Here is a 23,790-nt window from a genome sequence, read left to right on the forward strand (position 1 = left end):
GAGATAAAAGGTAATCAGCCATGGCGGTTATAAAAATTGATACAACTCAATACGATGCACAATTGAGTGAGAAAGAGCAGCGCATCACTAACCAGTTTCGACGTTTTGGAGTTGAAAAATTAGAGGTGTTTGGCTCTGATCCTATTCATTACCGCCAACGTGCAGAATTTCGTGTATGGCATGAGGGTGAAGACTTATTTCACATCATGTTTGATCAGCAAACCAAAGAGAAAATTCGTGTTGATGAGTTTGACCCTGCAGCACCTTTAGTCGGTGAAGTGATGCAAGCCATGATCGAAAACTTAAAGGGCAGCGAAATTCTGCGCCGTAAGTTATTTCAAATTGATTACCTTTCTAGCCTAAGTGGTGAAATCCTCGTTAGCTTGTTATATCACAAACAATTAGATGAGCAGTGGTTACAAGCAATTAAAGAGCTGAAAACAAAATTAAGCGCACAGTTTAAAATTGATTTTATTGGCCGTGCGCGTAAGCAAAAAGAAGTGATTGGTAACGATTACGTCATTGAGCGTCTTAATGTAAACGGTAAAGAATTAATTTATCAACAAGTCGAAAATAGCTTTACGCAACCGAATGCGAAAGTGAATATCAAGATGCTAGAGTGGGCACAAGCACTATGCCAGCCACTTAGCAATGACTTACTGGAGCTATACTGCGGGAATGGTAATTTCTCAATTGCCCTTGCGGGTTCATTCGACCGTGTATTAGCCACAGAGATTTCAAAATCATCGGTTTACTCAGCGCAATACAATATCGCGCAGAATAAAGTTGAGAACTTAGATATCATTCGTATGTCGAGTGAAGAGTTTACTCAAGCGATGAAAGGCGAGCGTACTTTCTCTCGTTTAGATGGCATTGACCTGACAAGCTATAACTGCCAAACAATCTTAGTAGATCCACCACGCGCAGGCATGGACACGCTAACGTGTGACTTAGTTGCTAACTACGACAATATTATTTATATCTCGTGTAATCCAGACACCCTTGAGCGTGACCTTGATCACCTATGTAAAACCCATGAAGTAAAACGTTTTGCGATCTTCGATCAATTCCCTTATACCCACCACATCGAATCAGGTGTGTTTTTGCAACGCAAATAAAATCATTTCTCTGCCAGCGCAGTAAATAGCGCTGGCAACTGCTGCTCGCTGTATACTGCTATATTATTGTCGGTTAACAGCTTTGCAGTTAATCCCATGCCTGAAATTTTCTTTCCAGAATGACTACCATCGTAAATAGTATTGCGACCGCATGAAGGACTTGATTCTTTTAATAATGCATAACGAATGCCCTGCTTTTGACAAAGTTTAAGTGCTTGTTCTGCGCCGTAAGCAAATTGTACAGTTACATCCTGCGAATCTTTGGTAAGTACTCTTCCTGCTTTTATTTCTGCAGGCGGTCTTGGCGTGGGCAGCCCACCAGCTACTTCAGGACAGAATGCGATGAGCCTTCCCTGCTGTTTGAGTGTTTCTAAGCCTGGATGAAGTAAATTTTGCGATTGCCCATCATAACGAACAGGGTTTCCTAATAAACAACTTGAAACTAATAATTTTTGCATGTGCTGTACCAACAAAAAAGCTCCGCGAACGGAGCTTTTATTTTAATTAAGCTAAGCTTACTTATCTGCTAGGTAATTAATTAAACCAGCCATGCTTTTAGCATCGCTAATACCTGAGTCTGCACCTAAGATTAAACGGTATTTACCGTTAACAATAAAGGTTGGAACGCCTTTTAAAGCACCTTTTTGTTGATAGTACTCTTGATCACGTGCCATTTTAGACGCCATCGTGCGTACAGAAAAACTGTTGTAGTACTTATCAAAGTCTTCTGCTGTTACACCTTGTGAAACGAAGATGTCTTTCATATCAGCTAATTCATTAATGCGTGCACGCTTAGTATGAATATGGTTAAAGATAGCAGCTATAATCGCCTCTTTTTGTGGAAGGACGGCAGCAGCAGCCATAGATTGCGCTAAAATAGTTTGAATTTCTGGGTCACGAGGACCAACAAAATTCACTGAACTTTTCTTAAAAGTGATTTTTTTGTCTAATAACGGCTTTAGTTCTTTTACAACCGGTTCAAAGTTATTACACGCGGGGCAATAAAATGAAAAGAACTCTTTTACTTCTGGCTTTTTAGAAGCGCGTGCATCAATTGTTTCATAATGCTTCCCTTCTTCGTATTGCGCTGCCGTTGCATTAGCCGCTAAACCTAGCGTCATAGCCATTAATGCAGCCTTTACTAACTTGATCATTACTTCATCACTCCAACATTATTGTTTTAATAAAAATGCGACTAACTCATCAAGCATCTGTTGGCTCTTGATGGTATTTAAATTAATTTTATATTTATCATTAACGATAAAAGTAGGTACACCTGTTAATGCGCCCATATCTGAATACTGCTGTTGCTTGTCACGCATTGCCTTCTCTGCGCTGATAACTGGCATACTCGCAATATCAGCATCAAACACGTCACTTGTAATACCGTTAGTGGCGAGTAATGCTTTAACATCTTTTAGGTCTTGAAGCAGTACACGTTGCTTGTGGATGCTATTAAAAATTTGGTCAGCAACTTGTTCACCTTTACCATGCTGTTTAGCAATTAGGTAAGCATAACTTAGGTTACTTTGTGTTTGCTTTGAAACACCACCTAAAAAGTTAACATGGCTTTTTACAAACTCTGTGCCTTCTGGCAATTTAGACGCAAGCGCTTTTGCAACTGGCTCAAATTGAAAACAATGTGGACAATAGAATGAGAAAAACTCTGTAACTTGCGGCGCTTTACTTTTTTCAACGTTTAATACTTCGTATTGATTTCCCGCTTCAAAATTCGCTGCTAATGCTGCGAATGGTAAACATAAAATAAGTAGACTTAACTTTAATTTTTTGAACATTGTTTTCTCGTCTCTAATTAAATTTAAAATTTATGGTAATAATTTTAACGGCGCTTCTTGTAACGCTGCAAGTTGTTCTTTTAGGGCTAATATTTGCTGTTCCCAGTATTTGTCTTCAGCAAACCAAGAAAAGTTCCGAGGAAATGCCGGATCATCCCATCTTTTTGCAAGCCAGCCCATATAATGAACCATGCGCATCGCTCTGAGTGGCTCAATTAACTTTAATTGGCTGTGATCAAAGTCACAAAATTCTTCATAAGCAGCCACTAAGGTGTCTAACTGTAACAGTTGATTGTTACGATCGCCACTGAGCATCATCCATAAGTCTTGAATTGCAGGACCTTGACGACTGTCATCTAAATCAACAAACATCAATGCATCACCTGACCACAATATATTTCCAGCATGACAGTCGCCGTGCAGGCGGATAGTTTCAACATTTTTATACTGCTCGGTGGTTTCTTTGATAACTAAATCTAAAATTGTATAAAAAGGGTTTTCAAGTGACATGGGCACCAAGTTACTTGCTTGTAACTGAACTTTAGCTGTCTGTAGGTATTCTTCGCAACTGATCACCGGACGATGTTTAAAAGGAGCGGCTTTTGCTACTTGGTGCATTCGTCCGATTAAACGGCCAAGCACATCGAGTTGATCTAAATTATCAACTTCAAAAATTCGACCACCAACACTTGGAAACAAAGCAAATAAATAACCATTATGTTCAAATAAGCTTTGCCCATCTTTTAGCACTGGTGCAACAACAGGCACCTCTGCATCGGCCAACTCAAAGGCAAATGCATGCTCTTCTAAAATTTGCTCTTTACTCCAACGCTCAGGTCGGTAGAACTTAACGACATAACGATGACCATCTTCTGCTTTAAATTGATAAACACGATTTTCGTAGCTATTTAAAGCCAATAAACCTGATTCAGCATAAATACCTATACTCTCGACTGCATCTAAAATTGAATCAGGCGTCAGGTCAACAAAACTAAATTTACTCATAATGTCTCATCATATAAAAAAAGCGGGAAAACCCCGCTTTTTATTCATCTGCTCAGTGTACTGAATTATTGTCCTTTAAAGAAGTTACTCGACTGCGAAATCTGCACATCAGGCTGACCATCAACAGAAAGTATAAATTCGAACTTAGTCATCGGTTTCTTCAAATCATAGGGATCAACAACTAGTGATAAAGGTACGTTATACGATTCGCCAGATGAAACGGTAAAACTTTGCTTACCTATGTATTCAAAGTTATCTAACCCTTCAACACTAATATTAAACGTCTGGTCGTACTGAGCTTTATTGATCACTTTTAGTGTGTAGGTGTTTTCGACCAAGCCGTTAAAGTCAACTCGGTATAACTGATTGCGGTCGCGAATAATGTCAAAATCCATTGGTTTTCGCATCGCAATATTAGTGATCAAAGCACCGGTTAAGATTACTAAAATAACGAGATAACCAATTAATTTAGGACGCAACGCATGAGTTTTATTATCAGGCGTTTCTAAATTGCGCTCTGTGGTGTACGAAATAAGCCCGCGTGGATAATTCATTTTATCCATTACTCCATCACATGCATCTATACACGCACCACAGTTAATACACTCATATTGTAAACCATTACGAATGTCGATACCGGTTGGGCACACCTGCACACACAAGTTACAGTCAATACAATCACCTAAGCCAAGTTCTTTTGGATCTTGTTTACGTGAACGTGGGCCACGGCTTTCACCGCGCGCTTCATCATAACTTACCGTGAAGGTATCTTTATCGAACATCGCTGATTGAAAGCGTGAATAAGGACAAATATGTAAACACATAATTTCACGCATCCAACCCGCGTTACCATAAGTACACACCGCAAATACCGCTAAACAAATATACGAATACGCTGTTGCATCAAGCGTAAACAGATCAGGTAGTAGCTGGCGAATAGGTGTGAAGTAACCGACAAAGGTAAAGGCGGTATAAAGTGAAAATAACCACCAGCTGGTGTGCTTCGCAGTTTTACGCCAAAATTTATCAAAGTCCATAGGACGCTGATCAAGCTTTTTACGTTGGTTGGCACTACCTTCAAACTTTTCTTCAAACCAAATAAAAATAAAAGTCCAAACAGTTTGTGGACAGGTATAACCACACCAGACACGTCCATAAAAAGTAGTCACTAAGAATAATGCAAACGCTGCCAGCATTAAAATGAAAGCAAGGATAGTCAAATCTTGCGGCCAAAGCGTCAACCCAAAAATATTAAATTTCTGACCTACTAAATCAAACAATACAGCTTGTTGGCCGTGAAAATTAATCCAAGGAAGAAGCATAAACGCAAGCATGCCTACAAAGCCAATTCGCTGCCTTAGTAATTGATGTAAACCTTTTACAGCTCTTACATAAATTCGGTTACGTGGATTAAACCTATCATCAAGGGAAGCATTTTCCGGTTTTTGGATTTTTACTTCCGTTGGGATATTTTTAACTTTAATTTGTTTATCCATCAAAATTCCTCAACGCCACTAGGAAATATGTTTTTCATTTATAGGCTTGCAAAATCAACTAAGCAAATCAGAATACATCTCATTACATTCAAAGATTTCTGAAACTTCTAACCTATCGTTGCTATTATACTCAATCTATAAAAAATTTCAGGTTTTGATCTCACCTATTATTTTTAACTATTTAATCTTATCTGCTTGCTTTTAAAACAACCATTTTATTAAACTTGTCACTAAACCTCCTTTACTTAGATCAAAGATGATTGTGTTATGAAAAAATTTCTTATTTTAGTGCTTATTGTTTTAGCATTGTTCACGATTGACCACCCTTTGATCAAAGAGCCTAGAGAGCGCTTATTAGGCGATGGCATAAGCTTGCTTTCTGATGCTAGTAAAGTAAATCGAAGCCCAGCGGCTAATCTAGCTAAAAGTAATATTAAGACCCAACTTAATTTATCAAACTCTGAGCTAGAGTATGTTGAAGACACATTTACAACCGATGAAAAGCTGCAAGTATTCCATTTGCATTACTGCCGAGAAAAAGATATTAATTTATACTTTTACGGCGAGCGCCTAAACCGCGTATGTAGTATTGTCGCAAATGCATTGGAAGAAAGGTTAAACAAGTAGTGGATTTTTCAGCGCTTAATAAAAGAACGAGTGACTCATTTGCAAAGCAACGCAATATGCTAAAAAAGCTGAGCAAAGGACAAACCTTGTACTGTGAAACTTGTAAAGGTGCCCTCACCTTAGATTTAAAAACAGATCAACCAGGTAAAGGCGTTGTGCGCTGTGCAAAAGGTTGCACAGATATTCTATTAGAGCTGGGTTAATTCCAGCCCTCATCATTATAAAGCTGGCTATTTACCGCAGCCACCTCTATTAGTTCAGCAAAACCAGTGGCAAACTCATTCATTACTTCATATTGCTGCTGGCAAAGCTGTCCTTCAGATAAACCATTTTCGGTTGCAATAGCGGCGATTTCAGTACTTTCAATGGTAAAAAAACCTAAGCTCTGTAAGGCGGTTGTTAATGCTTCTTTGAGCTCATCGGCTAAGTGCGGCGCTCCCAATAGCTTATTCAGGTAGCCTTGTGCTCCGTGTATGAAGCCTTGGCTCCAATGCTGGCATTCTTGAATATCTAAATAGTCCTGTCCTTGTGAGCTAAATTGCAAGTTCACAGGTAATGAAAAGCCGGTTTCAAATACTTGTTCACTAATTTTTTGATACAAGGCCATAAAAGCAAACAATACTTGCTCATCCATTTGCCCATCACAGCCTGGCGCAATTTCTTCTAACCACTGATGAACATCAAGCGGCTCTGGTGCGCAAATTACTGCAAACAAATAGCCTTGGGTTTGTGCTAATGAAAGAGCATTTTGTTGCTGTGCCAAAAATTGGCTCAGTAAATCACTTTGCTGCTTTGAAAACTCAGGTAATTGCATATTGTTCTATTAGTCCAGTTTAAAAGTTAAGCGGATATCGACCTTCATTATCTGCACGACCAAGAAACTTTGCAGCATCATGCACTTCTTTTGGTAAGCTTGCCTCTGGTTTAATATAACCTGCAACTTTAAAATCTAAATTCGCTTTTAATGTTGCATCAGCTTCAAGCCCTAAACGATTATCAGGATCAACCAGTACTGCAATATCACCTGATTTACAACTTAAGCGACCACTTAACGGACCAATACTGAACCAGCCATTCATCCCTTGCACATCAATATTAGGACTGGCAATTTCACCTGCTAAGCTGTCACAGTAAGGCTGACCAGAACTGTATTCATCTAGGTCAACAATCACACGTCCTTGAGCATTAATAGGCAATGGCAGCTTTAGGCGCTCCATTGCACGCTCAACAGTTAAACGTAAGGTGGTATTTTTAACGGTGACTGACTGATTAAATAGCCCATATGAAAAGTCTGCGCGACCAGAAATATCAGCCTTATCACGTGGGTCTCCAAAGCGAACAGTACCTACTAACTTACCTGTAAATAGTGACCAGCCCGATAATTGCCAACGAACATTATTTAATTGTTCACCATCAAAACGCACTTGCATTACACGGCCGTCCCACAGTGAGCCACTGGCTTTACCCAACTGCAATTGTTTTGGTAAATGAGGTGCCGCTAAATCGAGTGCAACACTGGCGGGTGTTTTAATAAGCGTAAACACCAAAAAACACATCACAAACACAGTGATTAATAAAATAATTTTTTTCATCGCTTACTTCTCTAGTACCAAACGACTTACACGCACAAAGCCCGGCTTGTCATCTTTACTTAAATCTAAATTTTCGATGAGAACCCCTTGCGAATTGACCAGCTCATCAAGCCACTCAACAAGTTTATTAAATTCAACAGAATCAATTGTTAAGCGTAATGAATTATCATTTGGTTGCATTTTGCTAATCGTGATCTGATAACGGTTACGAGTACTGTTGACAATTTGACTTAAATTACGGTTATTGGTGACTCGCGCGCTACCACTGGCTTTAAGCTTGACGATACTGTCATCTACCCAAGCAAGTAGTTCTTGCTGCTTAATATTGTCTTGTTCAGCTTTTTCTATTGCTGTATTGAGAGGCCTGAACACACCCATTACTAGCACAAAAATCACAAACACAACGCCAGCAACCATGACAAGTTGCTGCTCTTGTTCTTTTAATGAACGCCAATAATTAATTAATTGGTCTTTCATGCAGCACCTCGCAACTTAATTTCACCAACGACATAATCGCCATCATTATTCAAGGAACCTTGATCAACCGTTAAACCACGTTGTTCTAAGATAGCTTTCACCTTGCCAAATGATTGGAAATCTTTGCCTCGCGCACGAATACGTAATTCATTGCGGCCATGATCATAACGGAGTGTCTCTGGGGTAAAATCTTTCACTTCTGCAAAGATTGCAACCAGATCATTAGTTAAGTCTAAGAAACCTGCACTGTTTCCGACCTCAATAAGTGCCAGCTCGTTACGAATTTGGCTTCGAATTAATTGCGGACGTACCTTTTTATTGGGAAAAGCACGTTGATAATTTGAGACGACTTCTGCTTTGGTTGCTTCTAGTTGGCTGTTAAGTTTATAAAGTTCGAGAGACTTAACACCTACACTACACACTAAAGCGATGCCAGCAGCAATCGCCGCTTTTTTCCAATAGCCCCACCAAATAGCAGATTTTTTCTTTAGCTGGTAAATACCTTGACGTAAGTTAAAACTTACTTCAGGTAATTGCTTTGCAAACAAGGCTAAAGGCAAATCATACTGCTCTGTTTTGGCTGTCAGTGTGACCGTGTCTGGAAAGTCAGTTGCCGGGCTAAAATGAGCAACACTAGGATTACCTATAGCGGTTAAATAACCGTGCAACCAACTCTTTTCTACAGCTGCTATATGCCAATCACCAAGCTTACATAACCACTGACCATTTAACTCTACAGCGCGAAGCTGAGTATGATCCTCAACGCGTGGCAACAATAATGCGTCAGGAAGTACTTTAAATACTTCAATAGCGTGCTCACTAAATTGAGCTAACCATTGCTCAAACCACTCTCGGTCAGTCATCGCAATATTAATTGCATGCTTTTCTTCGATAGTTGTTGGCTCAGCGATTGCGATAAATAAATCGTCGACATCGCAAGCTATTTCTTCTTCTAGCATGTAAGGAAGTGCTTGCTCTAGCTTACGACTCCACTTAGTTGGCAGTGCTACTGTTTTTAATTGCACTTGGTCGCTTGGCAATAGAACAACGACCTCACGTGATTGTGCTTTTTCTGTTAGTTCACCAAGATGTGCCGCGTTGGCAATATCGCCACTAGCAATTATTTCTTCTTCTGTTGGTGAGTAAATAAGCCAGTTAAGGCTGTCTGTTAATGTATGACCCGTACGGATCAACAATATTTCTGTCACTGTACGCCTCCAAATTTTCGCGCCAGTATCGTTACTTTACCATTATTGGCATGGAGTAAGGTGGTCATCGAAAAACGCAGCTCTGCAAATTCAGCCTGCGTTTGTAGTTTAAAGTATTCACTGTTGATGGTGAACAGGCCTTCAACTGCTTTCACATTCTGTGCGCCCTGTTGATTTACCTCTTCAAAAAATGCTTCTAAATCATCAAAGCCTTTTTCAGGGCGTGATGATAAAACGGTTTCTGCGCCAGAAAGACTAAGCCCCTCAATGAGTGAGCTTAAAATAATCGCACTTTCTGTCGGTAGCGTATTTACATTAATAGCCATGAGTTCACTACCTGGGATCACACACACGAATGGTAGTATTTTTTCCATCACTAGTGGGTTAAAACCTTTTATTAAACGCAGTTCAGATGGAGAAGCGAAATAACTGTTAGCTGTCATATAAGGATAATCTCGCGATAAGTATTCGTCTTCTTCGGCACCTGAGCGATAGGTAATGCTATCAGCATCTAGCCAATCATAAACGCTATCAGCCATGGCTTCTTCTGACTCATCAGAGGGTAAGTCCTCTATATTCTCTAATAGTGCTAAAAGCGCTTTATGTGCTGGATTTGTTTTGTTATTAGGATCTTTTTCTAGGTCAGGTTCAGCATGCAATGCATTCAAATTTAGGCACGCCTGTAAATCTGTGATTGTCCCAGTTAACATGCCATGATCAACTGGATAAGGAACCCCTCCTTGTTGTGCCCACACTTGTCCTAAATGTGTTTTATCTGGATCATCTTCTTTAGCTTGTTTTAGTGCTTTAATTGCTAATTCTTCAGCGGCAAACGCATACCACTTTGCTTGCTGATGATTTTGAATATTGCTGCTGCGCTGTACCTGCACCATTAAATTAGCACTCATTTCGACAGCTAACATAGCAGCAAGCGCTACAATAAATAACACAATCACGAGTGCAGCACCTTGAGAGCGTTTAAAACTAATCATGGCTGACTATTCGCTCCTTGTGTTGAGGTCGTAACTTTACCTTCACCTGGCACTAAAAATACGCGACGAATTGGCTCTTGCTCAATTTTTTTAATGGTGACGGCAACCGCTTTAGGAAGTGCTTTTATTTGCCATTGCTCTTGCCACTCATCTTTATCATCTAAAAACTCAAACTTAAGTTCTTCAATATCTTCTAGAATCACTTGAGAGCGTGGTTCAATATTATCTAATTGATCAACATAAACGCGGTAAACACGTTCTAAGTTATCATCAATAACGCGATAACCAACAGCTTGTAATTCAGAGCGTGGCAGTAAGTTTATTGGGTTAACCCAGCCATCTCGTACAAAGCCAATGCCATCGTATTGGCTGTCCAATACGTAGCGCCCTGCTAAAATGTACGTATCTTGAAAATCACCGGCTTCATTGCGCACTTGGCGCTTAGTCATCTGACTAAAATCTTGGTCCATCAGCCGAAACAATGTTTGTAAACCGTTAAGTTCAGCAATGGTTTCATCTGAGGCATCTTTGGCTTTGGTCGTCGAGTCTAAAATTTGATGTGTTGAGAGCACCACGAAAGCTAAAATGCCCATGGCAATAATCACTTCAAGCAAAGTAAAACCGCGTTGCTTCACTACTTATCACCTTTATTTAAATAAGTAGAAAGCTCATAAACTGGGTATTCTAACTTTTCATCTGCAAATACATTAATAGTCACTTTAACAAAACTTTTGTCAGCAGTTGGCACGACATCTTGTCGCCAATACCAGTCAAAACCTGCGAGTGTCTGCGTCCCTTTTGTGCCGTTCTTCCCTGCCCACTTTTCACCTTTGGCACGTTGCTCAACCATGACATTTTCAGCAACCCATGATGCATATGTTTGCTCTTCTATCGACGAAAGATGATTAATGTGCTCACCAGTCGCCTGCATAGCGGCAATGCCCGCCATTGCGCAAATAGCGAGTGCAACCATTACTTCTAATAACGTGAAACCTGTTGATTTAATCATTATTCTGGTTCCCTACGAAGCTTAACAGGGGCCATGAATTCGCCTTCAATAAAGTATTGCGGCTCACGCTCATCTTTAAGCTCATAAACCAATTGAAACGCACTCACTTCGCCTGAAGAGAGTATAAGCACTTGCGGTATTTTCAGCTTTTGTAACTCAAGTAAACTATCTTCATCACCGCCACTCATTAACTCGCGCCAGTTAGACTGCTCAAGTAAGTTTTGTTCAGCCCATGCTAAATCATCAAGATTTAGTGTTAGCTTAAACCGTTCATCGACTTTAATTGGTGCAAATAGTTTTTCACGGTCAAAAGTTATCCATTTTTCACCATCAAAAACCAAAAATTCAAGTGTTTCTTTATCAATATGAAAACCGAGCTCAACTTGGTTCAAAATGGCGAACTCAGATGCCATATTAATCGCGGTATGTATTTTGAGCGCTTGTTTTTCGAGTTCTTCCTCTGCCCCCCCATCGAAACTATAAGCGACCATTTTGGTAACAAAGCCAATTACCACAAGCACCATTAAAATTTCGATGAGGCTAAACCCTTTGGCACTGCCTGCCCGAGAAGCCAAATGCAAACGACCAAGGCTTACCATAACAGTAAGCCTTGTTCAGTAATAACATTGAGCAAATGGCTAAGCATATACATTATTGTTTTTCTTCATCCCAGTTACCGATATCATCATCAGTGCCGGCTTCACCATCCGGACCCATCGAGAAAATATCAACTTTACCGATTTCTCCTGGGCTGATTAGCTGGTATGGATTACCCCATGGATCCTCTGGTAGCTTTTCAAGAAACCCACCATCAGGAAAACGCTTAGGAATAGGCTCAATACTCGTTTTAGTAACAAGTGCTTCAAGCCCCTGCTCTGTCGTAGGATACGTTTTGTTCTTAAGCTTATAGAGACTTAACGCATCTTCGATTTGTTGAATATCTAGATGTGCTTTGTCGATTGCTGCTTCTTCTTGCTGCCCCATAATATTTGGCGCCACAATTGACATAATCATACCGATGATAACCAGTACCACCATGACTTCTAATAATGAGAAACCTGACTGTTTGTTCACAAAAAATACCTCTAACTTACTTCAATAAATTATTATAGAGCGACAGTAATAACTGCTACTCTACCGTTCCCTGATTTAAAGACCTACAGCTTTATTCATTGCCATAATTGGTTGCAGTATCGCCATTACAATAAACAAAACAATAACAGCCATTGAAGCTATCATCGCTGGCTCTAAGAGCTTTAACGATACATTAACCATGCTTTCAAACTCGCGATCTTGGTTGTTTGCCGCGCGTTCTAGCATTTGTTCCAATTCACCTGATTTTTCACCACTGGCAATCATATGTAGCATCATCGGTGGAAACAGCTTCGTTTGCTGAAGTGCAGCACGAAGGCTAGCACCCTCACTGACACGCGTTGCTGCATCTTGCACCGATTTTTTCATTTTTTCGTTCACTAATACCCCACCTGAAATACGCATTCCTTCAAGTAAGGGCACCGAACTAGATGATAAAATACTTAATGTTCGTGCAAAGCGGGCAGTATTAACACCTCTGGCTACTTTACCAATACCCGGTAAATACAACACTTTTTCATCAAACCAATAGCGAATATGCGGTCGTTTCAGCGCCTGCTTTATGCCTACCGCTATGGCAGTTATGACCACCAAGCTAATAAACCAGTAATTTTGTACAAAGTTACTGGCCGCCATAACCCATTCTGTAGTCCAAGGTAAAACTTGCTTAGACTTTTCAAATGTCTTTAAAATCTTAGGCACTACAGTACCGAGCAACACAGATACGATAGCAATTGCAAATACAACAAGGATAGTCGGATACACCATCGCTTGTGTTATTTGACTACGCATATGCTGTCGTTGTTCCGTGTAATCAGCTAAACGATTAAGAACTTGATCTAAGTGACCTGACTTTTCACCCGCTGCCACCATTGCGCGATATAAATCATCAAACACATGCGGAAACTCACTCATGCCATCGGCAAGCGTATAGCCTTCAACTACTTTTGAGCGTACGGCCATCAACATGCGCTTTAAGCGTGGCTTCTCACATTGCTCTGCGACCGCCATTACAGCCCCTTCCACAGGTAAAGCCGATTGAATCAAGGTGGCAAGCTGACGGGTAATTAAAGCTAAATCTGAGGTGGAGATCTTTGGCTTAAAAAAACCACTAAAGAGAGACTTTTTAGCCCCTTTCACTTGTTTTTCGCCTTCTGCCGCAGCAACAACCTCTAAAGGCATTAGGCCTTGTTCACGCAAAGTTTGGCGAATTTGTTTTACCGTATCGGCCTCAAGAATGCCTTTTTTCTCTTTACCTTTACCATCTAAGGCTCGGTACTCAAACGCTGCCATAGTTAACCTTCCTCACGTGTTACACGTAAGACTTCTTCTAAGGTTGTACGGCCAGCTAATACACGGCTACAGCCATCCTGACGAATACTTGGGCTATGCTTGCGGATGTATTTCTCAACGCTTTGCTCACCTTTACCACTGTGGATCATTTCACGAATAGTTTCATCAACAACTAATAATTCATGAATACCTGTACGACCGCGATAACCGTTAAAGTTACACTCTTCACAACCCACAGCTCGGTAAATTGTTGGTGGCTCAGCAGGGTTTACACCCAATAGCTGGCACTCACGTTCATCGGCAATGTGACCTTCTTTACAAGTATTACATAAAGTACGCACTAGGCGTTGCGACAATACACCAAGCAGGGACGAAGAAAGTAAGAAAGGCTCAACACCCATGTCTTCCATACGTGTGATTGCACCGGCTGCCGTATTAGTGTGCAGAGTCGACATTACTAAGTGACCAGTTAATGACGCTTGAACACCTATTTGTGCTGTTTCAAGGTCACGGATCTCACCAACCATTACTACGTCAGGGTCTTGACGAAGGATGGCACGCAAACCGCGTGCAAAGGTCATATCTACTTTAGTATTTACCTGAGTTTGACCAATACCTGGGATCTCGTACTCGATTGGATCTTCAACCGTAAGAATGTTGCGATCGCGTGAGTTAATTTGACTCATACCCGCATACAAGGTGGTACTTTTACCAGAACCCGTTGGACCGGTTACTAAGATAATACCGTGCGGCTTACTAATTAAATCAGCAAATAGCTCTCGATTACGCTCAGTCATCCCTAAATCTTCAAGATTCAAGCGAGCATTATTTTTATCAAGTAGACGCAGCACGACACGCTCACCAAAGCTTGATGGCATCGTTGATACACGCACATCAACAGCACGACCAGCAATACGTAAACTAATACGCCCATCCTGCGGGATACGTTTCTCTGCGATATCGAGTTTTGCCATAACCTTAATTCGCGACACTAACAATGAAGCGAGTTTACGATTAGGTTTTAATACTTCTTTTAAAACGCCATCAACCCTAAAGCGAATAACAAGTTCTTGCTCGAATGTTTCGATATGAATATCCGAGGCACCTTCTTTAATTGCTTCGCTCAGCATCGCGTTGATTAGCTTGATGATTGGTGCATCATCATCACCAGCAAGGAGATCTTCAGTTTGCGGCAATTCATCGGCCAACGAGAATAAATCAACCTCGTTACCAATATCTTCCATCATCTGTTGTGTTTCAGAACTATCACGCTGGTACGAAGCCTCTAGCAATAGCTCAAATTTATCATCTGGTAATTGCTCTAACGAAAAACCATGACCGGCAATACGACGTACTTCAAGCAGGGCATCTAGGTTTAACTCACCGCGATAAAACACAGTCCAGTTATCTTGATTTTTGCTTAGCAATACGCCTGTGCGACGTGCATACGAGAACGGCAACCGCTTCGTTGGCAAGCTAACAAGATCATCACTTGTTAAAAGCTCATCATGAGTAGTTGTCGTGTCATGGACTAACTCGTCATTAATCTCGGTAATTGCATTAGTCATCGTTGCGCTCATTCGCGTTTTGTTGTTTTAGGTACTCTTCGTAAGTTGGCGGTAATACCAAAGCGTCATTCCATTCAGGAAGGATTGGTGCATCCGTCAACGGCATTAAATCAATACCATCTTCTTTTTGTTTATGTTGTTCGCCACGGATAAAGTTATATTTCGAGTGGCTCAGTTTATTCATGCTAATGCCATCGCGCACAATGGTAGGACGAATAAATACAATCAAGTTACGCTTGCGTTTATTTGTACTTGTTGAACGGAATAAATGACCAAGTACAGGAATATCTCCTAATAACGGCACTTTAGATACACTTTCCTGCACATCTTCATCAATCAAGCCACCTAGCACAACCATGCCACCATCGTCAGCCATAACCGTGGTTTTAATAGCACGCTTATTAACTGAAATATCAACTGCTGTAGCGCCACTAACACTTGATACTTCTTGTTCAATTGTTAGCTGTACTGCAGAGCCGTCATTAATTTGCGGTGTTACTTTAAGTTTTACACCCACTTCTTGACGTTCAACTGTTTGGAATGGATTTGCGTTATTTGAGCCTGTTTGTGAACCTGTGATAATAGGTACTTCTTGACCAACAATCATCGACGCTTCTTCGTTATCCATGGTCGTAACAGACGGTGTGGCAAGAATGTTTGAGTTAGTATCTGTAGATACTGCTTGAATAATTGCACCCCAGTCATTTTTCACGATACCCATTGCGAGTCCGTTAATACCACCAAGCAATTGCCCTAAAGGACCTAAATCACCTTCTACAGTTTCTTCATATGGCGTTGTATTACCTGTCTCACTGCCTGTAATCGTTTTTTGTACCGTTTTATCACGTGCTTGCTCTGCTGCAACAGCTAACGAACCAACAGGCACTGTTGTGCCATTGTTGAACTGCATCATCCCGCCTTGCTCTGAAATCCACTGCAAGCCTAAATTGATACCATCAGCTTCTAACACTTCAACGATAATAGCCTCGACAAGTACCTGCGCTCGGCGTACATCAAGACGGTCTATTACTTGTTCAAGTGAGCGCATGGTATCTGGCTGGGCAGTAATAACCAGCGAGTTAGAATCTGGGTGCGCTTCAATACTTGTTTCGTTTTGGTTGCGCGTACGAGTCTTAGTTGCACCACCTTGCGCATCTTCTGCTAGCGTTTTACTCACACCCTGTAATACTTTTACAAGATCTTCAGCTTTTGCGTAGTTTAAATAGATAACCTTGGTATTACCTTGGTTTTCAAGCTCTCCATCTAAGCGACTGATAAGATCAACAGCACGAGTTCGTGCTTGTGCTTCACCACTGACAATCACACTGTTAGTACGTCCATCAGCAACAACTTTAGGGATCAAAAACTCTGGAATGCTGCCTTTGCCACCATCTTTGTAAATATTATCAACGACAGACACTACATCGTCTGCGGTAGCAAATTTAAGTTTTACGATATCAACGCGTTTATCACCCGCTTGGTCAACTGAGCGTATAATTTCCACTAAGCGGTTCACCGATGCAGCATGGCCTGTCAACATCATCACGTTTGCAGCATTAAAGTTAGCAACATGGCCACCATCTTTTTGGTCATTAAACTGACGAATGAGTGGGCCTAATTCTTGTACACTAACATTCTTCACTCTAACAACACGCGTCACCATCATATCGCCACTGGCTTGATTATCTTCAGTGATCAAAGGGACGTTTGATTTTTTTGCGTCTGAGCTTTTCTCAATCTTGATAATACCGTTATCCATTTCTACAACTGAATAACCGTATACTTCGAGTACATTTAAGAAGAACTGATAATAGAGTTTTTCATCCATTAATTCGTAGCTGCGCACATTCACTTTACCGCGCACACTAGGGTCAATAATCACCGTTTTATTTAGGTTTTTACCCACGATATTAATGAATTCATTAATATCTGTTCCCTTAAAGTTTGCTGCATATTCAACAGCAGAAACTGAAAGCGATAATCCTGTTAATAAAAAAAGCGCTGCATATTTTGCTAACCCTTTCTTAATTTTTCTGAGGTGTAGCGCGTGAACCATTCTATAAAAACTCCAAAGCTAGTTATTGCAGGCTAAATTGCACATCAATTTGCTCACCATCGCGTTCGATAGTGATGCTGGCGTCAGTACTATTTCGTAATTCGTTAATTGCTGACATTGCCTGTTTTAAATCGTTTAATTGATAGCCATTTATTGCAATAGCTAAATCATTATTCATTAATCCCATTTGCTTAAATAGCGCAGGGTCTTTTCCTGGGCTTAAGCGGTAGCCCACCAATTCACCGTCTACCATCGCTTGAGAAACACGAATGTAGTCAAATAATTTCCCTGGATCGTCTAATACTTCTTCGCGGGTCTCGATAAGAGCGTCTTTTACCTCTTCATCTTCTGTCGCGTTAATTTGTTCAATTTCATCAAGCTGAGGACCATCCATTAAAGCTGGCTCTTCACGCTCTGCCAATACTGGCATAGATACTGTTTTAGTGAAGTCGAGTCCATCTAGCATTAGAGTCTCGAAACGGCCATTAACATCTAAAATGACACGGTCAGGTAATACCTGAGCTAGCTTTGCGCGAGTGCCTTGAACAGCATCATCAACCACATAAGTTTCTTGTTTACCCTGTGATTCAATTATTGCAAGACCAGCTTGATCATTTTGACTTACCGCAACAATGCCAGTCAGATTTATACTGAGGCGAGTTTCAGGGGCATTGTTAATAACTTTATTCTGTTTTTTTGTATCATTTTTACTTTCGGCTACTGCTTTACCGAATAAATTTTGCTCAATGATTTGTCTCGAGTTTACGGTTTCAACTCGTTTTGAAGTGGTATAGGCGCTATTGATTGGCAATGCTTTGGTATCAGGCTCCGGCCAAACTAGCCAAAACAACTTTGAAGATAAAAATGCAATATAAACAACAACTAACAGCACTACAAGTGCACTTAGCTTGGCGTGTGGTAAGCCGTTTAAAAACTGTCTAACTTGTTGTAAGTGTTGTTCCATATACTCTATTTCTTTTTTTAATTTACAGCTTGATAGCTGGCCTATAGTACCTTTTCATTTTTCATTCAACAAGCACACCGATATTAAACTTTGTAAACGAGGTTATTTTGCAGAACAAAGCAGGTAAGGAATAGCTATGACTATTTCTTTGTTATTAAGTTTCATGGTAGATTTTGTCTATATATTAGCAGCTTTAAAAGAGCACAATTGTGTCAAAAGGTAACACTCAGCAGTCGAAAGATACTAAAGATGAGTTAAGCGTGCGCCTTGATAAGTGGTTATGGGCTGCCCGCTTTTACAAAACTCGTTCAGTCGCACGAGACATGGTGCAAGGTGGCAAAGTACATTATAATGGACAACGAACAAAACCCAGCAAAATCGTCGAAGTGGGTGCAGTCGTAAAACTGCTGCAAGGAGTCGACGAAAAGGTTGTGATAATAGAAAAGATCCTTGAAAAACGTCAAGGCGCCCCCATTGCACAAACCTTATACCAAGAAACTCAAGCAAGTATTGAGAAACGCGAAGCAAATGCTATCGCCCGTAAGAACAACAGCTTCTTTGCTCCACATCCTGAGCGTAAACCAGATAAAAAGCAAAGACGTGAACTGTTAAAACTGAAATCAAGTTAGGTAATGCAACTCATGCAACAAGATTTACTTCATCGTTATATATTTGATCAGCTTGATGTACGTGGTGAACTCGTACAAATTGACAAAACTTATCAAGAAATGATCGCGAACCATAATTACCCTGTTGCAGTGCAAACACTGTTAGGTGAATTGCTCGTTGCGACATGCTTATTAACTGCCACATTAAAGTTTGAAGGTGAAATCGCCGTACAACTACAAGGTGATGGCCCTGTAAAATACGCTGTAATTAATGGTGACGATAAACAAAATATGCGTGGTGTCGCTCGCCTGCAGGGTGAAGTAACAGGCAGCACTATTAAAGAACTAATTGGTAATGGCTACATGGTTATTACTATTACACCTACAAAAGGCGAACGTTACCAAGGTATTGTGCCACTAGAGCACGATAGCTTAGATAAATGTCTTGAAAACTACTTTGAACAATCAGAGCAGTTAAAAACACGCCTTTGGTTTGCAACTGAGGTTACAGCAGAATCAGCAAAAGCTGCTGGCTTATTTTTACAAGTATTGCCTGTAAATAAAGAAAAGTCAGTTGAAGACTTTACGCACCTTGAAGCTATCAGTAATACCATCAAAGATGATGAATTATTACACTTAGATGCAAACACAGTACTGACTCGTCTATATCATGAAGACAACCCGCAGTTATTCGAGCCACAAGCAATCAATTTCCGTTGTGGTTGCAGCAGAGACAAAACTATTGCAGCACTCGTTAATGTGGGCCAAGACGAATTACTTGCAGATGTAGAAGCAAATGGTGAAGTGAAAATTAGCTGCCACTATTGCTTAAAAGACTACATTTTCGATGAACAAGAAATAAAGTCTATTTTCAATTAAAACTGCAACTATAATATTATTATATTAAAAGCCGCACTGAGTGCGGCTTTTTTATTAAAAAAAGTTTAAAAACTAATGATACCGGTGTCATGAAAAAGTGACATTTTATGACACCGGTATCATTGAAATTATTCATGTTTTTTGCCAAATATATGCCTTTTTAAGCCCTTCAGACACTCGAATATCCCTAATCCTTCTGTTACTATTCTTTTAGCAAAAGGGAAAACTAAGAACCCCAGAGCTATCCCGTTCAATCTCTCACAATTTAGGTATAAACATGACTGCAAACGCTACTAGTTTTGTTGATCTTACTGCAGCTGAACTTGTCGAACACGCTATTCGTCGTGGCGAAGGGACTCTAGCCGCTAATGGTGCTTTTGTTGCAAAAACCGGTGAACGCACTGGCCGCTCTCCAAAAGATCGTTTTATTGTTCAAGAGCCAAGCACTGAAAACGAAATCCAATGGGGCAACGTAAACCGCCCATTCGATGCAGACAAGTTTGACGCGTTATGGGCACGTGTAGAACAACACGTGAAAAGCAACGACCACTTCATCTCTCACCTAGAAGTTGGCGCTGATCCTGAGCATTATTTACCAGTTGTAGTAACAACAGAAACTGCATGGCATCACATTTTTGCCAAAAACATGTTTATCGAACCACAAACATACAATACTGCTGACTTCCCAGAGTGGCAGGTCATGAACGTACCTTCATTTGTATGTGACCCAGAGCGCGATGGCACTAACAGTGATGGCACTGTAATCATCAACTTCGCACAACGTAAAGTGTTACTGGCTGGTATGCGCTACGCAGGCGAAATGAAGAAATCAATGTTCTCTGTTCAAAACTTCCTACTTCCTGCAAAAGGTGTATTACCAATGCACTGTTCTGCAAACGTAGGTGAAGCAGGCGACACAGCCTTATTCTTCGGTTTATCTGGTACAGGTAAAACAACATTATCAGCGGATCCTACTCGTTTCCTTATTGGTGATGACGAGCACGGTTGGGCACCTGGTAGCGTATTTAATATCGAAGGTGGTTGTTACGCGAAATGTATCGACCTATCACAAAAGAACGAACCAGTTATTTGGAATGCAATTCGCTTCGGTACAATCTTAGAAAACGTGGTACTTGACGAAAACCGTGTACCAGATTTCCATGATACCAGCCTTACACAGAACAGCCGTGCAGCTTACCCTCTAGAGCACGTTGAAAAACGTAAAGTAGAAAACCGAGCTGGCGAGCCAAAAGCCGTTGTATTCTTAACATGTGACGTGAGCGGTGTGTTACCTCCAGTTTCAGTACTAACTGAAGAAGCTGCAGCGTACCACTTCCTTAGCGGTTACACTGCGAAAGTTGGTTCAACTGAAATCGGTTCAACTAGCGACATCGAGTCGACATTCTCAACATGTTTCGGTGCTCCGTTCTTCCCACGCCCTGCAGGCATTTACGCAGAGCTTCTAATGAAGCGTGTACGTGAATTCGGCGCTAAAGTATACCTAGTTAACACAGGCTGGACAGGCGGCCCGTATGGTACTGGTCAACGTTTCGATATCCCAACGACACGTGCTGTAGTTGATGCAATTGTATCTGGTAAACTAGCTGACGTAGAAACTCAACACATCGACGTACTTAACCTAGATGTGCCAGTGGCAGTACCTGGTGTAGACAGCCAACTTCTTAACCCAATCAACACATGGGAAGATAAAGAGAAGTACGCAGAATACGCAAACAAACTAGCTTCAGACTTCACTGAAAACTTCGCTAAATACGATGTTTCAGAAGCAATCAAATCAGCAGGTCCAAAAGCTTAATATCAAGCTTACCTTCAGATTTAAAAACGCCAGCTATATGCTGGCGTTTTTGTTTTTGGATCATGAGTTACGTTTGAAGTCTGCCGTAGGTTGGGTAGAGCGAAGCGAAACCCAACACATCACAGAGCTATCAGCTTTCAGCCGTCAGCGATCAGCCGCTCGGTGTGGGTGTTTGGTGCTGCGTCTTCCTATGCAATTAGGCTCTAGGTTCTAGGTTCTAGGTTCTAGGTTCTAGGTTCTAGGTTCTAGGTTCTAGGTTCTAGGTTCTAGGTTCTAGGTTCTAGCAAATTGTACTTGTAGGAATGGCTTTAGCCGTGAATGTGTTTGTTAAGGTCTGAATTCGGCACTGAAGTGCCTCCTACGGGGTTTTGTTGCTGAGGATGACTCTGTACAGGACAACCCCACATTTCAACTGACGTCTGACGTCTGACGGCTGACAGCTCCAGACGCAAAAAAGCCCGACTCTTTCGAATCGGGCTTTCTTTAATTTGGAGCCTGGCGATGTCCTACTTTCACATGGCAAATGCCACACTATCATCGGCGCTGTTTCGTTTCACTACTGAGTTCGGCATGGGGTCAGGTGGGTCCAAAACGCTATTGTCACCAAGCAAATTTGGGGCGTTAATCGCTTTTGCAATTAACTAAAATTCGGAATTCTGATATCAAGTAAATGTCTACTTTAGTTTCTTAACTTCTGTTCGTTACGCTGTCATAAAACGCGTTTGGCGTTGTATGGTTAAGCCTCACGGGTAATTAGTACAGGTTAGCTTAATGGCTCGCACCACTTCCACACCCTGCCTATCAACGTTGTAGTCTTCAACGGCCCTTCAGAGACTTTAAAAGTCTAGTGAGAACTCATCTCGAGGCCTGCTTCGCGCTTAGATGCTTTCAGCGCTTATCAGTTCCGAACGTAGCTACCGGGCAGTGCCATTGGCATGACAACCCGAACACCAGCGGTTCGTTCACTCCGGTCCTCTCGTACTAGGAGCAACCCCTCTCAATTCTCAAACGCCCACGGCAGATAGGGACCGAACTGTCTCACGACGTTCTAAACCCAGCTCGCGTACCACTTTAAATGGCGAACAGCCATACCCTTGGGACCGACTTCAGCCCCAGGATGTGATGAGCCGACATCGAGGTGCCAAACACCGCCGTCGATATGAACTCTTGGGCGGTATCAGCCTGTTATCCCCGGAGTACCTTTTATCCGTTGAGCGATGGCCCTTCCATTCAGAACCACCGGATCACTATGACCTACTTTCGTACCTGCTCGACGTGTCTGTCTCGCAGTTAAGCTGGCTTCTACCATTACACTAACCGTACGATGTCCGACCGTACTTAGCCAACCTTCGTGCTCCTCCGTTACTCTTTGGGAGGAGACCGCCCCAGTCAAACTACCCACCAGGCACTGTCCGTAATCCCGATAAGGGACCAACGTTAGAACATCAACACTACAAGGGTGGTATTTCAAGGACGGCTCCACAAAGACTAGCGTCTCTGCTTCAAAGCCTCCCACCTATCCTACACATGTAGGGTCAATGTTCAGTGCCAAGCTGTAGTAAAGGTTCACGGGGTCTTTCCGTCTAGCCGCGGGTACACAGCATCTTCACTGCGATTTCAATTTCACTGAGTCTCGGGTGGAGACAGCGTGGCCATGGTTACACCATTCGTGCAGGTCGGAACTTACCCGACAAGGAATTTCGCTACCTTAGGACCGTTATAGTTACGGCCGCCGTTTACCGGGGCTTCGATCAAGAGCTTCGTCCGAAAACTAACCCCATCAATTAACCTTCCGGCACCGGGCAGGTGTCACACCGTATACGTCATCTTGCGATTTTGCACAGTGCTGTGTTTTTAATAAACAGTCCCAGCCACCTGGTCACTGCGGCTCCCGTCCGCTTAGAGAGCAAGTCTCATCACAGATAGGAGCGTACCTTCTCCCGAAGTTACGGTACGATTTTGCCTAGTTCCTTCACCCGAGTTCTCTCAAGCGCCTTAGTATTCTCTACCTGACCACCTGTGTCGGTTTGGGGTACGATTCGGTATAATCTGAAGCTTAGAGGCTTTTCCTGGAAGTATGGCATCAACAACTTCACACCCTTAGGTGCTCGTCTCGTGTCTCAGTCTTAGCAACCCGGATTTTCCTAAGTCACCAACCTACTCACTTTCACATGGACAACCAACGCCATGCTTG

The 23,790-nt window shown here is 41.6% G+C and carries 24 protein-coding genes and 2 rRNA genes (1 of these 26 only partly in view); 6 read left to right on the top strand and 20 right to left on the bottom strand.

From position 1 onward, the window contains the following. Nucleotides 1-20 precede the first annotated feature (20 nt). Nucleotides 21-1,118: a tRNA (uridine(54)-C5)-methyltransferase TrmA gene (gene trmA, locus E5N72_RS00820; protein ID WP_135922825.1), complete on the top strand. Its 1,098-nt coding sequence runs from the start codon at nt 21-23 to the stop codon at nt 1,116-1,118. 2 nt (nt 1,119-1,120) lie between these two features. Here the strand turns inward: trmA and E5N72_RS00825 are convergent, their stop codons facing one another. The 5 genes from E5N72_RS00825 to ccoG form a co-directional block, all read right to left on the bottom strand. After that, the gene (locus tag E5N72_RS00825; RefSeq protein WP_135922826.1) at nt 1,121-1,576 is read right to left on the bottom strand and encodes a DUF523 domain-containing protein; all 456 of its coding nucleotides are present in this window, start codon (nt 1,574-1,576) and stop codon (nt 1,121-1,123) included. A gap of 57 nt (nt 1,577-1,633) precedes the next feature. Further along, on the bottom strand, nt 1,634-2,272 hold the full coding sequence (locus E5N72_RS00830; protein ID WP_135922827.1) for a thiol:disulfide interchange protein DsbA/DsbL: 639 nt from the start codon (nt 2,270-2,272) through the stop codon (nt 1,634-1,636). A gap of 18 nt (nt 2,273-2,290) precedes the next feature. Beyond that, nucleotides 2,291-2,914, bottom strand: a complete 624-nt coding sequence (locus E5N72_RS00835) for a thiol:disulfide interchange protein DsbA/DsbL (RefSeq protein ID WP_135922828.1) — start codon at nt 2,912-2,914, stop codon at nt 2,291-2,293. Nucleotides 2,915-2,944: 30 nt separating this feature from the next. Then, entirely contained in the window at nt 2,945-3,919 is a 975-nt protein-coding gene (locus E5N72_RS00840) for a serine/threonine protein kinase (RefSeq protein ID WP_135922829.1), read from the bottom strand. A gap of 65 nt (nt 3,920-3,984) precedes the next feature. After that, the gene (ccoG, locus tag E5N72_RS00845; protein WP_135922830.1) at nt 3,985-5,415 is read right to left on the bottom strand and encodes a cytochrome c oxidase accessory protein CcoG; all 1,431 of its coding nucleotides are present in this window, start codon (nt 5,413-5,415) and stop codon (nt 3,985-3,987) included. 267 nt (nt 5,416-5,682) lie between these two features. Between ccoG and E5N72_RS00850 the strand changes: the two genes are divergently transcribed. Together E5N72_RS00850 and E5N72_RS00855 are read left to right on the top strand one after the other, a co-directional pair. After that, nucleotides 5,683-6,042 carry a hypothetical protein gene (locus E5N72_RS00850; protein WP_135922831.1) on the top strand — a complete coding sequence of 120 codons (360 nt, stop codon included), beginning with the start codon at nt 5,683-5,685 and terminating at the stop codon, nt 6,040-6,042. Continuing rightward, the gene (locus E5N72_RS00855) at nt 6,042-6,245 is read left to right on the top strand and encodes a hypothetical protein (RefSeq protein ID WP_135922832.1); all 204 of its coding nucleotides are present in this window, start codon (nt 6,042-6,044) and stop codon (nt 6,243-6,245) included. Before E5N72_RS00850 ends, E5N72_RS00855 begins: the two co-directional genes overlap by 1 nt. Here E5N72_RS00855 and E5N72_RS00860 read toward each other — a convergent pair. From E5N72_RS00860 to gspC, 13 genes are all read right to left on the bottom strand, one after another. Beyond that, nucleotides 6,242-6,856, bottom strand: coding sequence for a UPF0149 family protein (locus E5N72_RS00860; RefSeq protein WP_135922833.1), 615 nt, complete (start codon nt 6,854-6,856; stop codon nt 6,242-6,244). The genes E5N72_RS00855 and E5N72_RS00860 overlap by 4 nt on opposite strands. 19 nt (nt 6,857-6,875) lie before the next feature. Next, nucleotides 6,876-7,634 (bottom strand): type II secretion system protein N, encoded by a 759-nt coding sequence (locus tag E5N72_RS00865; protein WP_135922834.1) that lies wholly within the window; start codon nt 7,632-7,634, stop codon nt 6,876-6,878. A 3-nt stretch (nt 7,635-7,637) separates the two neighbouring features. After that, entirely contained in the window at nt 7,638-8,111 is a 474-nt protein-coding gene (locus E5N72_RS00870) for a type II secretion system protein M (RefSeq protein ID WP_135922835.1), read from the bottom strand. Further along, nucleotides 8,108-9,319, bottom strand: a complete 1,212-nt coding sequence (gene gspL / locus E5N72_RS00875; protein WP_135922836.1) for a type II secretion system protein GspL — start codon at nt 9,317-9,319, stop codon at nt 8,108-8,110. Before gspL ends, E5N72_RS00870 begins: the two co-directional genes overlap by 4 nt. Next, nucleotides 9,316-10,311 (bottom strand): type II secretion system minor pseudopilin GspK, encoded by a 996-nt coding sequence (gene gspK, locus E5N72_RS00880; RefSeq protein WP_171040472.1) that lies wholly within the window; start codon nt 10,309-10,311, stop codon nt 9,316-9,318. Before gspK ends, gspL begins: the two co-directional genes overlap by 4 nt. Next, the gene (gene gspJ, locus E5N72_RS00885) at nt 10,308-10,946 is read right to left on the bottom strand and encodes a type II secretion system minor pseudopilin GspJ (protein WP_135922837.1); all 639 of its coding nucleotides are present in this window, start codon (nt 10,944-10,946) and stop codon (nt 10,308-10,310) included. Before gspJ ends, gspK begins: the two co-directional genes overlap by 4 nt. Beyond that, nucleotides 10,946-11,320: a type II secretion system minor pseudopilin GspI gene (gspI, locus tag E5N72_RS00890; protein WP_135922838.1), complete on the bottom strand. Its 375-nt coding sequence runs from the start codon at nt 11,318-11,320 to the stop codon at nt 10,946-10,948. Before gspI ends, gspJ begins: the two co-directional genes overlap by 1 nt. After that, nucleotides 11,320-11,919, bottom strand: a complete 600-nt coding sequence (locus tag E5N72_RS00895; RefSeq protein ID WP_135922839.1) for a prepilin-type N-terminal cleavage/methylation domain-containing protein — start codon at nt 11,917-11,919, stop codon at nt 11,320-11,322. The genes gspI and E5N72_RS00895 overlap by 1 nt, the downstream gene beginning before the upstream one ends. 52 nt (nt 11,920-11,971) lie before the next feature. Further along, nucleotides 11,972-12,394, bottom strand: a complete 423-nt coding sequence (gspG, locus tag E5N72_RS00900) for a type II secretion system major pseudopilin GspG (RefSeq protein ID WP_135922840.1) — start codon at nt 12,392-12,394, stop codon at nt 11,972-11,974. 75 nt (nt 12,395-12,469) lie between these two features. Continuing rightward, nucleotides 12,470-13,705, bottom strand: a complete 1,236-nt coding sequence (gspF, locus tag E5N72_RS00905) for a type II secretion system inner membrane protein GspF (RefSeq protein WP_135922841.1) — start codon at nt 13,703-13,705, stop codon at nt 12,470-12,472. Nucleotides 13,706-13,707: 2 nt separating this feature from the next. Further along, nucleotides 13,708-15,273: a type II secretion system ATPase GspE gene (gspE, locus tag E5N72_RS00910; RefSeq protein ID WP_135922842.1), complete on the bottom strand. Its 1,566-nt coding sequence runs from the start codon at nt 15,271-15,273 to the stop codon at nt 13,708-13,710. Continuing rightward, on the bottom strand, nt 15,266-17,329 hold the full coding sequence (gene gspD / locus E5N72_RS00915) for a type II secretion system secretin GspD (RefSeq protein ID WP_135922843.1): 2,064 nt from the start codon (nt 17,327-17,329) through the stop codon (nt 15,266-15,268). Before gspD ends, gspE begins: the two co-directional genes overlap by 8 nt. 22 nt (nt 17,330-17,351) lie before the next feature. Further along, nucleotides 17,352-18,293, bottom strand: a complete 942-nt coding sequence (gene gspC / locus E5N72_RS00920) for a type II secretion system protein GspC (RefSeq protein ID WP_135922844.1) — start codon at nt 18,291-18,293, stop codon at nt 17,352-17,354. A gap of 209 nt (nt 18,294-18,502) precedes the next feature. Here gspC and hslR point away from each other — a divergent pair, with 209 nt between their 5' ends. The 3 genes from hslR (at nt 18,503) to E5N72_RS00935 (ending at nt 21,596) form a co-directional block, all read left to right on the top strand. Beyond that, nucleotides 18,503-18,922 (top strand): ribosome-associated heat shock protein Hsp15, encoded by a 420-nt coding sequence (hslR, locus tag E5N72_RS00925; protein ID WP_135922845.1) that lies wholly within the window; start codon nt 18,503-18,505, stop codon nt 18,920-18,922. Between the two features lie 12 nt (nt 18,923-18,934). Then, nucleotides 18,935-19,780: an Hsp33 family molecular chaperone HslO gene (gene hslO / locus E5N72_RS00930; protein WP_135922846.1), complete on the top strand. Its 846-nt coding sequence runs from the start codon at nt 18,935-18,937 to the stop codon at nt 19,778-19,780. 277 nt (nt 19,781-20,057) lie between these two features. Then, the gene (locus tag E5N72_RS00935; RefSeq protein WP_135922847.1) at nt 20,058-21,596 is read left to right on the top strand and encodes a phosphoenolpyruvate carboxykinase; all 1,539 of its coding nucleotides are present in this window, start codon (nt 20,058-20,060) and stop codon (nt 21,594-21,596) included. A 493-nt stretch (nt 21,597-22,089) separates the two neighbouring features. On the opposite strand, the gene rrf is transcribed toward E5N72_RS00935, so the two are convergent. Beyond that, nucleotides 22,090-22,204, bottom strand: a 5S ribosomal RNA gene (gene rrf, locus E5N72_RS00940). A gap of 124 nt (nt 22,205-22,328) precedes the next feature. Beyond that, nucleotides 22,329-23,790: ribosomal RNA gene (locus E5N72_RS00945) — 23S ribosomal RNA — on the bottom strand (it continues 1,423 nt past the right edge of the window).

It is taken from the genome of Pseudoalteromonas sp. MEBiC 03607, from assembly GCF_004792295.1.
Classification (GTDB): Bacteria; Pseudomonadota; Gammaproteobacteria; order Enterobacterales; family Alteromonadaceae; genus Pseudoalteromonas; species Pseudoalteromonas lipolytica_C.

Excerpts from the sequence above, each read along its gene's own strand:
- E5N72_RS00895 (WP_135922839.1), bottom strand. The coding sequence starts at position 11,919 with ATGGTAAGCCTTGGTCGTTTGCATTTGGCTTCTCGGGCAGGCAGTGCC.
- E5N72_RS00870 (WP_135922835.1), bottom strand. The coding sequence starts at position 8,111 with ATGAAAGACCAATTAATTAATTATTGGCGTTCATTAAAAGAACAAGAG.
- gspC (WP_135922844.1), bottom strand. The coding sequence starts at position 18,293 with ATGGAACAACACTTACAACAAGTTAGACAGTTTTTAAACGGCTTACCA.
- E5N72_RS00865 (WP_135922834.1), bottom strand. The coding sequence starts at position 7,634 with ATGAAAAAAATTATTTTATTAATCACTGTGTTTGTGATGTGTTTTTTG.
- gspD (WP_135922843.1), bottom strand. The coding sequence starts at position 17,329 with ATGGTTCACGCGCTACACCTCAGAAAAATTAAGAAAGGGTTAGCAAAA.
- E5N72_RS00825 (WP_135922826.1), bottom strand. The coding sequence starts at position 1,576 with ATGCAAAAATTATTAGTTTCAAGTTGTTTATTAGGAAACCCTGTTCGT.
- E5N72_RS00850 (WP_135922831.1), top strand. The coding sequence starts at position 5,683 with ATGAAAAAATTTCTTATTTTAGTGCTTATTGTTTTAGCATTGTTCACG.
- E5N72_RS00830 (WP_135922827.1), bottom strand. The coding sequence starts at position 2,272 with ATGATCAAGTTAGTAAAGGCTGCATTAATGGCTATGACGCTAGGTTTA.
- E5N72_RS00935 (WP_135922847.1), top strand. The coding sequence starts at position 20,058 with ATGACTGCAAACGCTACTAGTTTTGTTGATCTTACTGCAGCTGAACTT.
- ccoG (WP_135922830.1), bottom strand. The coding sequence starts at position 5,415 with ATGGATAAACAAATTAAAGTTAAAAATATCCCAACGGAAGTAAAAATC.
- gspI (WP_135922838.1), bottom strand. The coding sequence starts at position 11,320 with ATGATTAAATCAACAGGTTTCACGTTATTAGAAGTAATGGTTGCACTC.
- E5N72_RS00835 (WP_135922828.1), bottom strand. The coding sequence starts at position 2,914 with ATGTTCAAAAAATTAAAGTTAAGTCTACTTATTTTATGTTTACCATTC.
- gspF (WP_135922841.1), bottom strand. The coding sequence starts at position 13,705 with ATGGCAGCGTTTGAGTACCGAGCCTTAGATGGTAAAGGTAAAGAGAAA.
- trmA (WP_135922825.1), top strand. The coding sequence starts at position 21 with ATGGCGGTTATAAAAATTGATACAACTCAATACGATGCACAATTGAGT.
- E5N72_RS00860 (WP_135922833.1), bottom strand. The coding sequence starts at position 6,856 with ATGCAATTACCTGAGTTTTCAAAGCAGCAAAGTGATTTACTGAGCCAA.
- gspE (WP_135922842.1), bottom strand. The coding sequence starts at position 15,273 with ATGACTAATGCAATTACCGAGATTAATGACGAGTTAGTCCATGACACG.
- hslO (WP_135922846.1), top strand. The coding sequence starts at position 18,935 with ATGCAACAAGATTTACTTCATCGTTATATATTTGATCAGCTTGATGTA.
- gspK (WP_171040472.1), bottom strand. The coding sequence starts at position 10,311 with ATGATTAGTTTTAAACGCTCTCAAGGTGCTGCACTCGTGATTGTGTTA.
- E5N72_RS00840 (WP_135922829.1), bottom strand. The coding sequence starts at position 3,919 with ATGAGTAAATTTAGTTTTGTTGACCTGACGCCTGATTCAATTTTAGAT.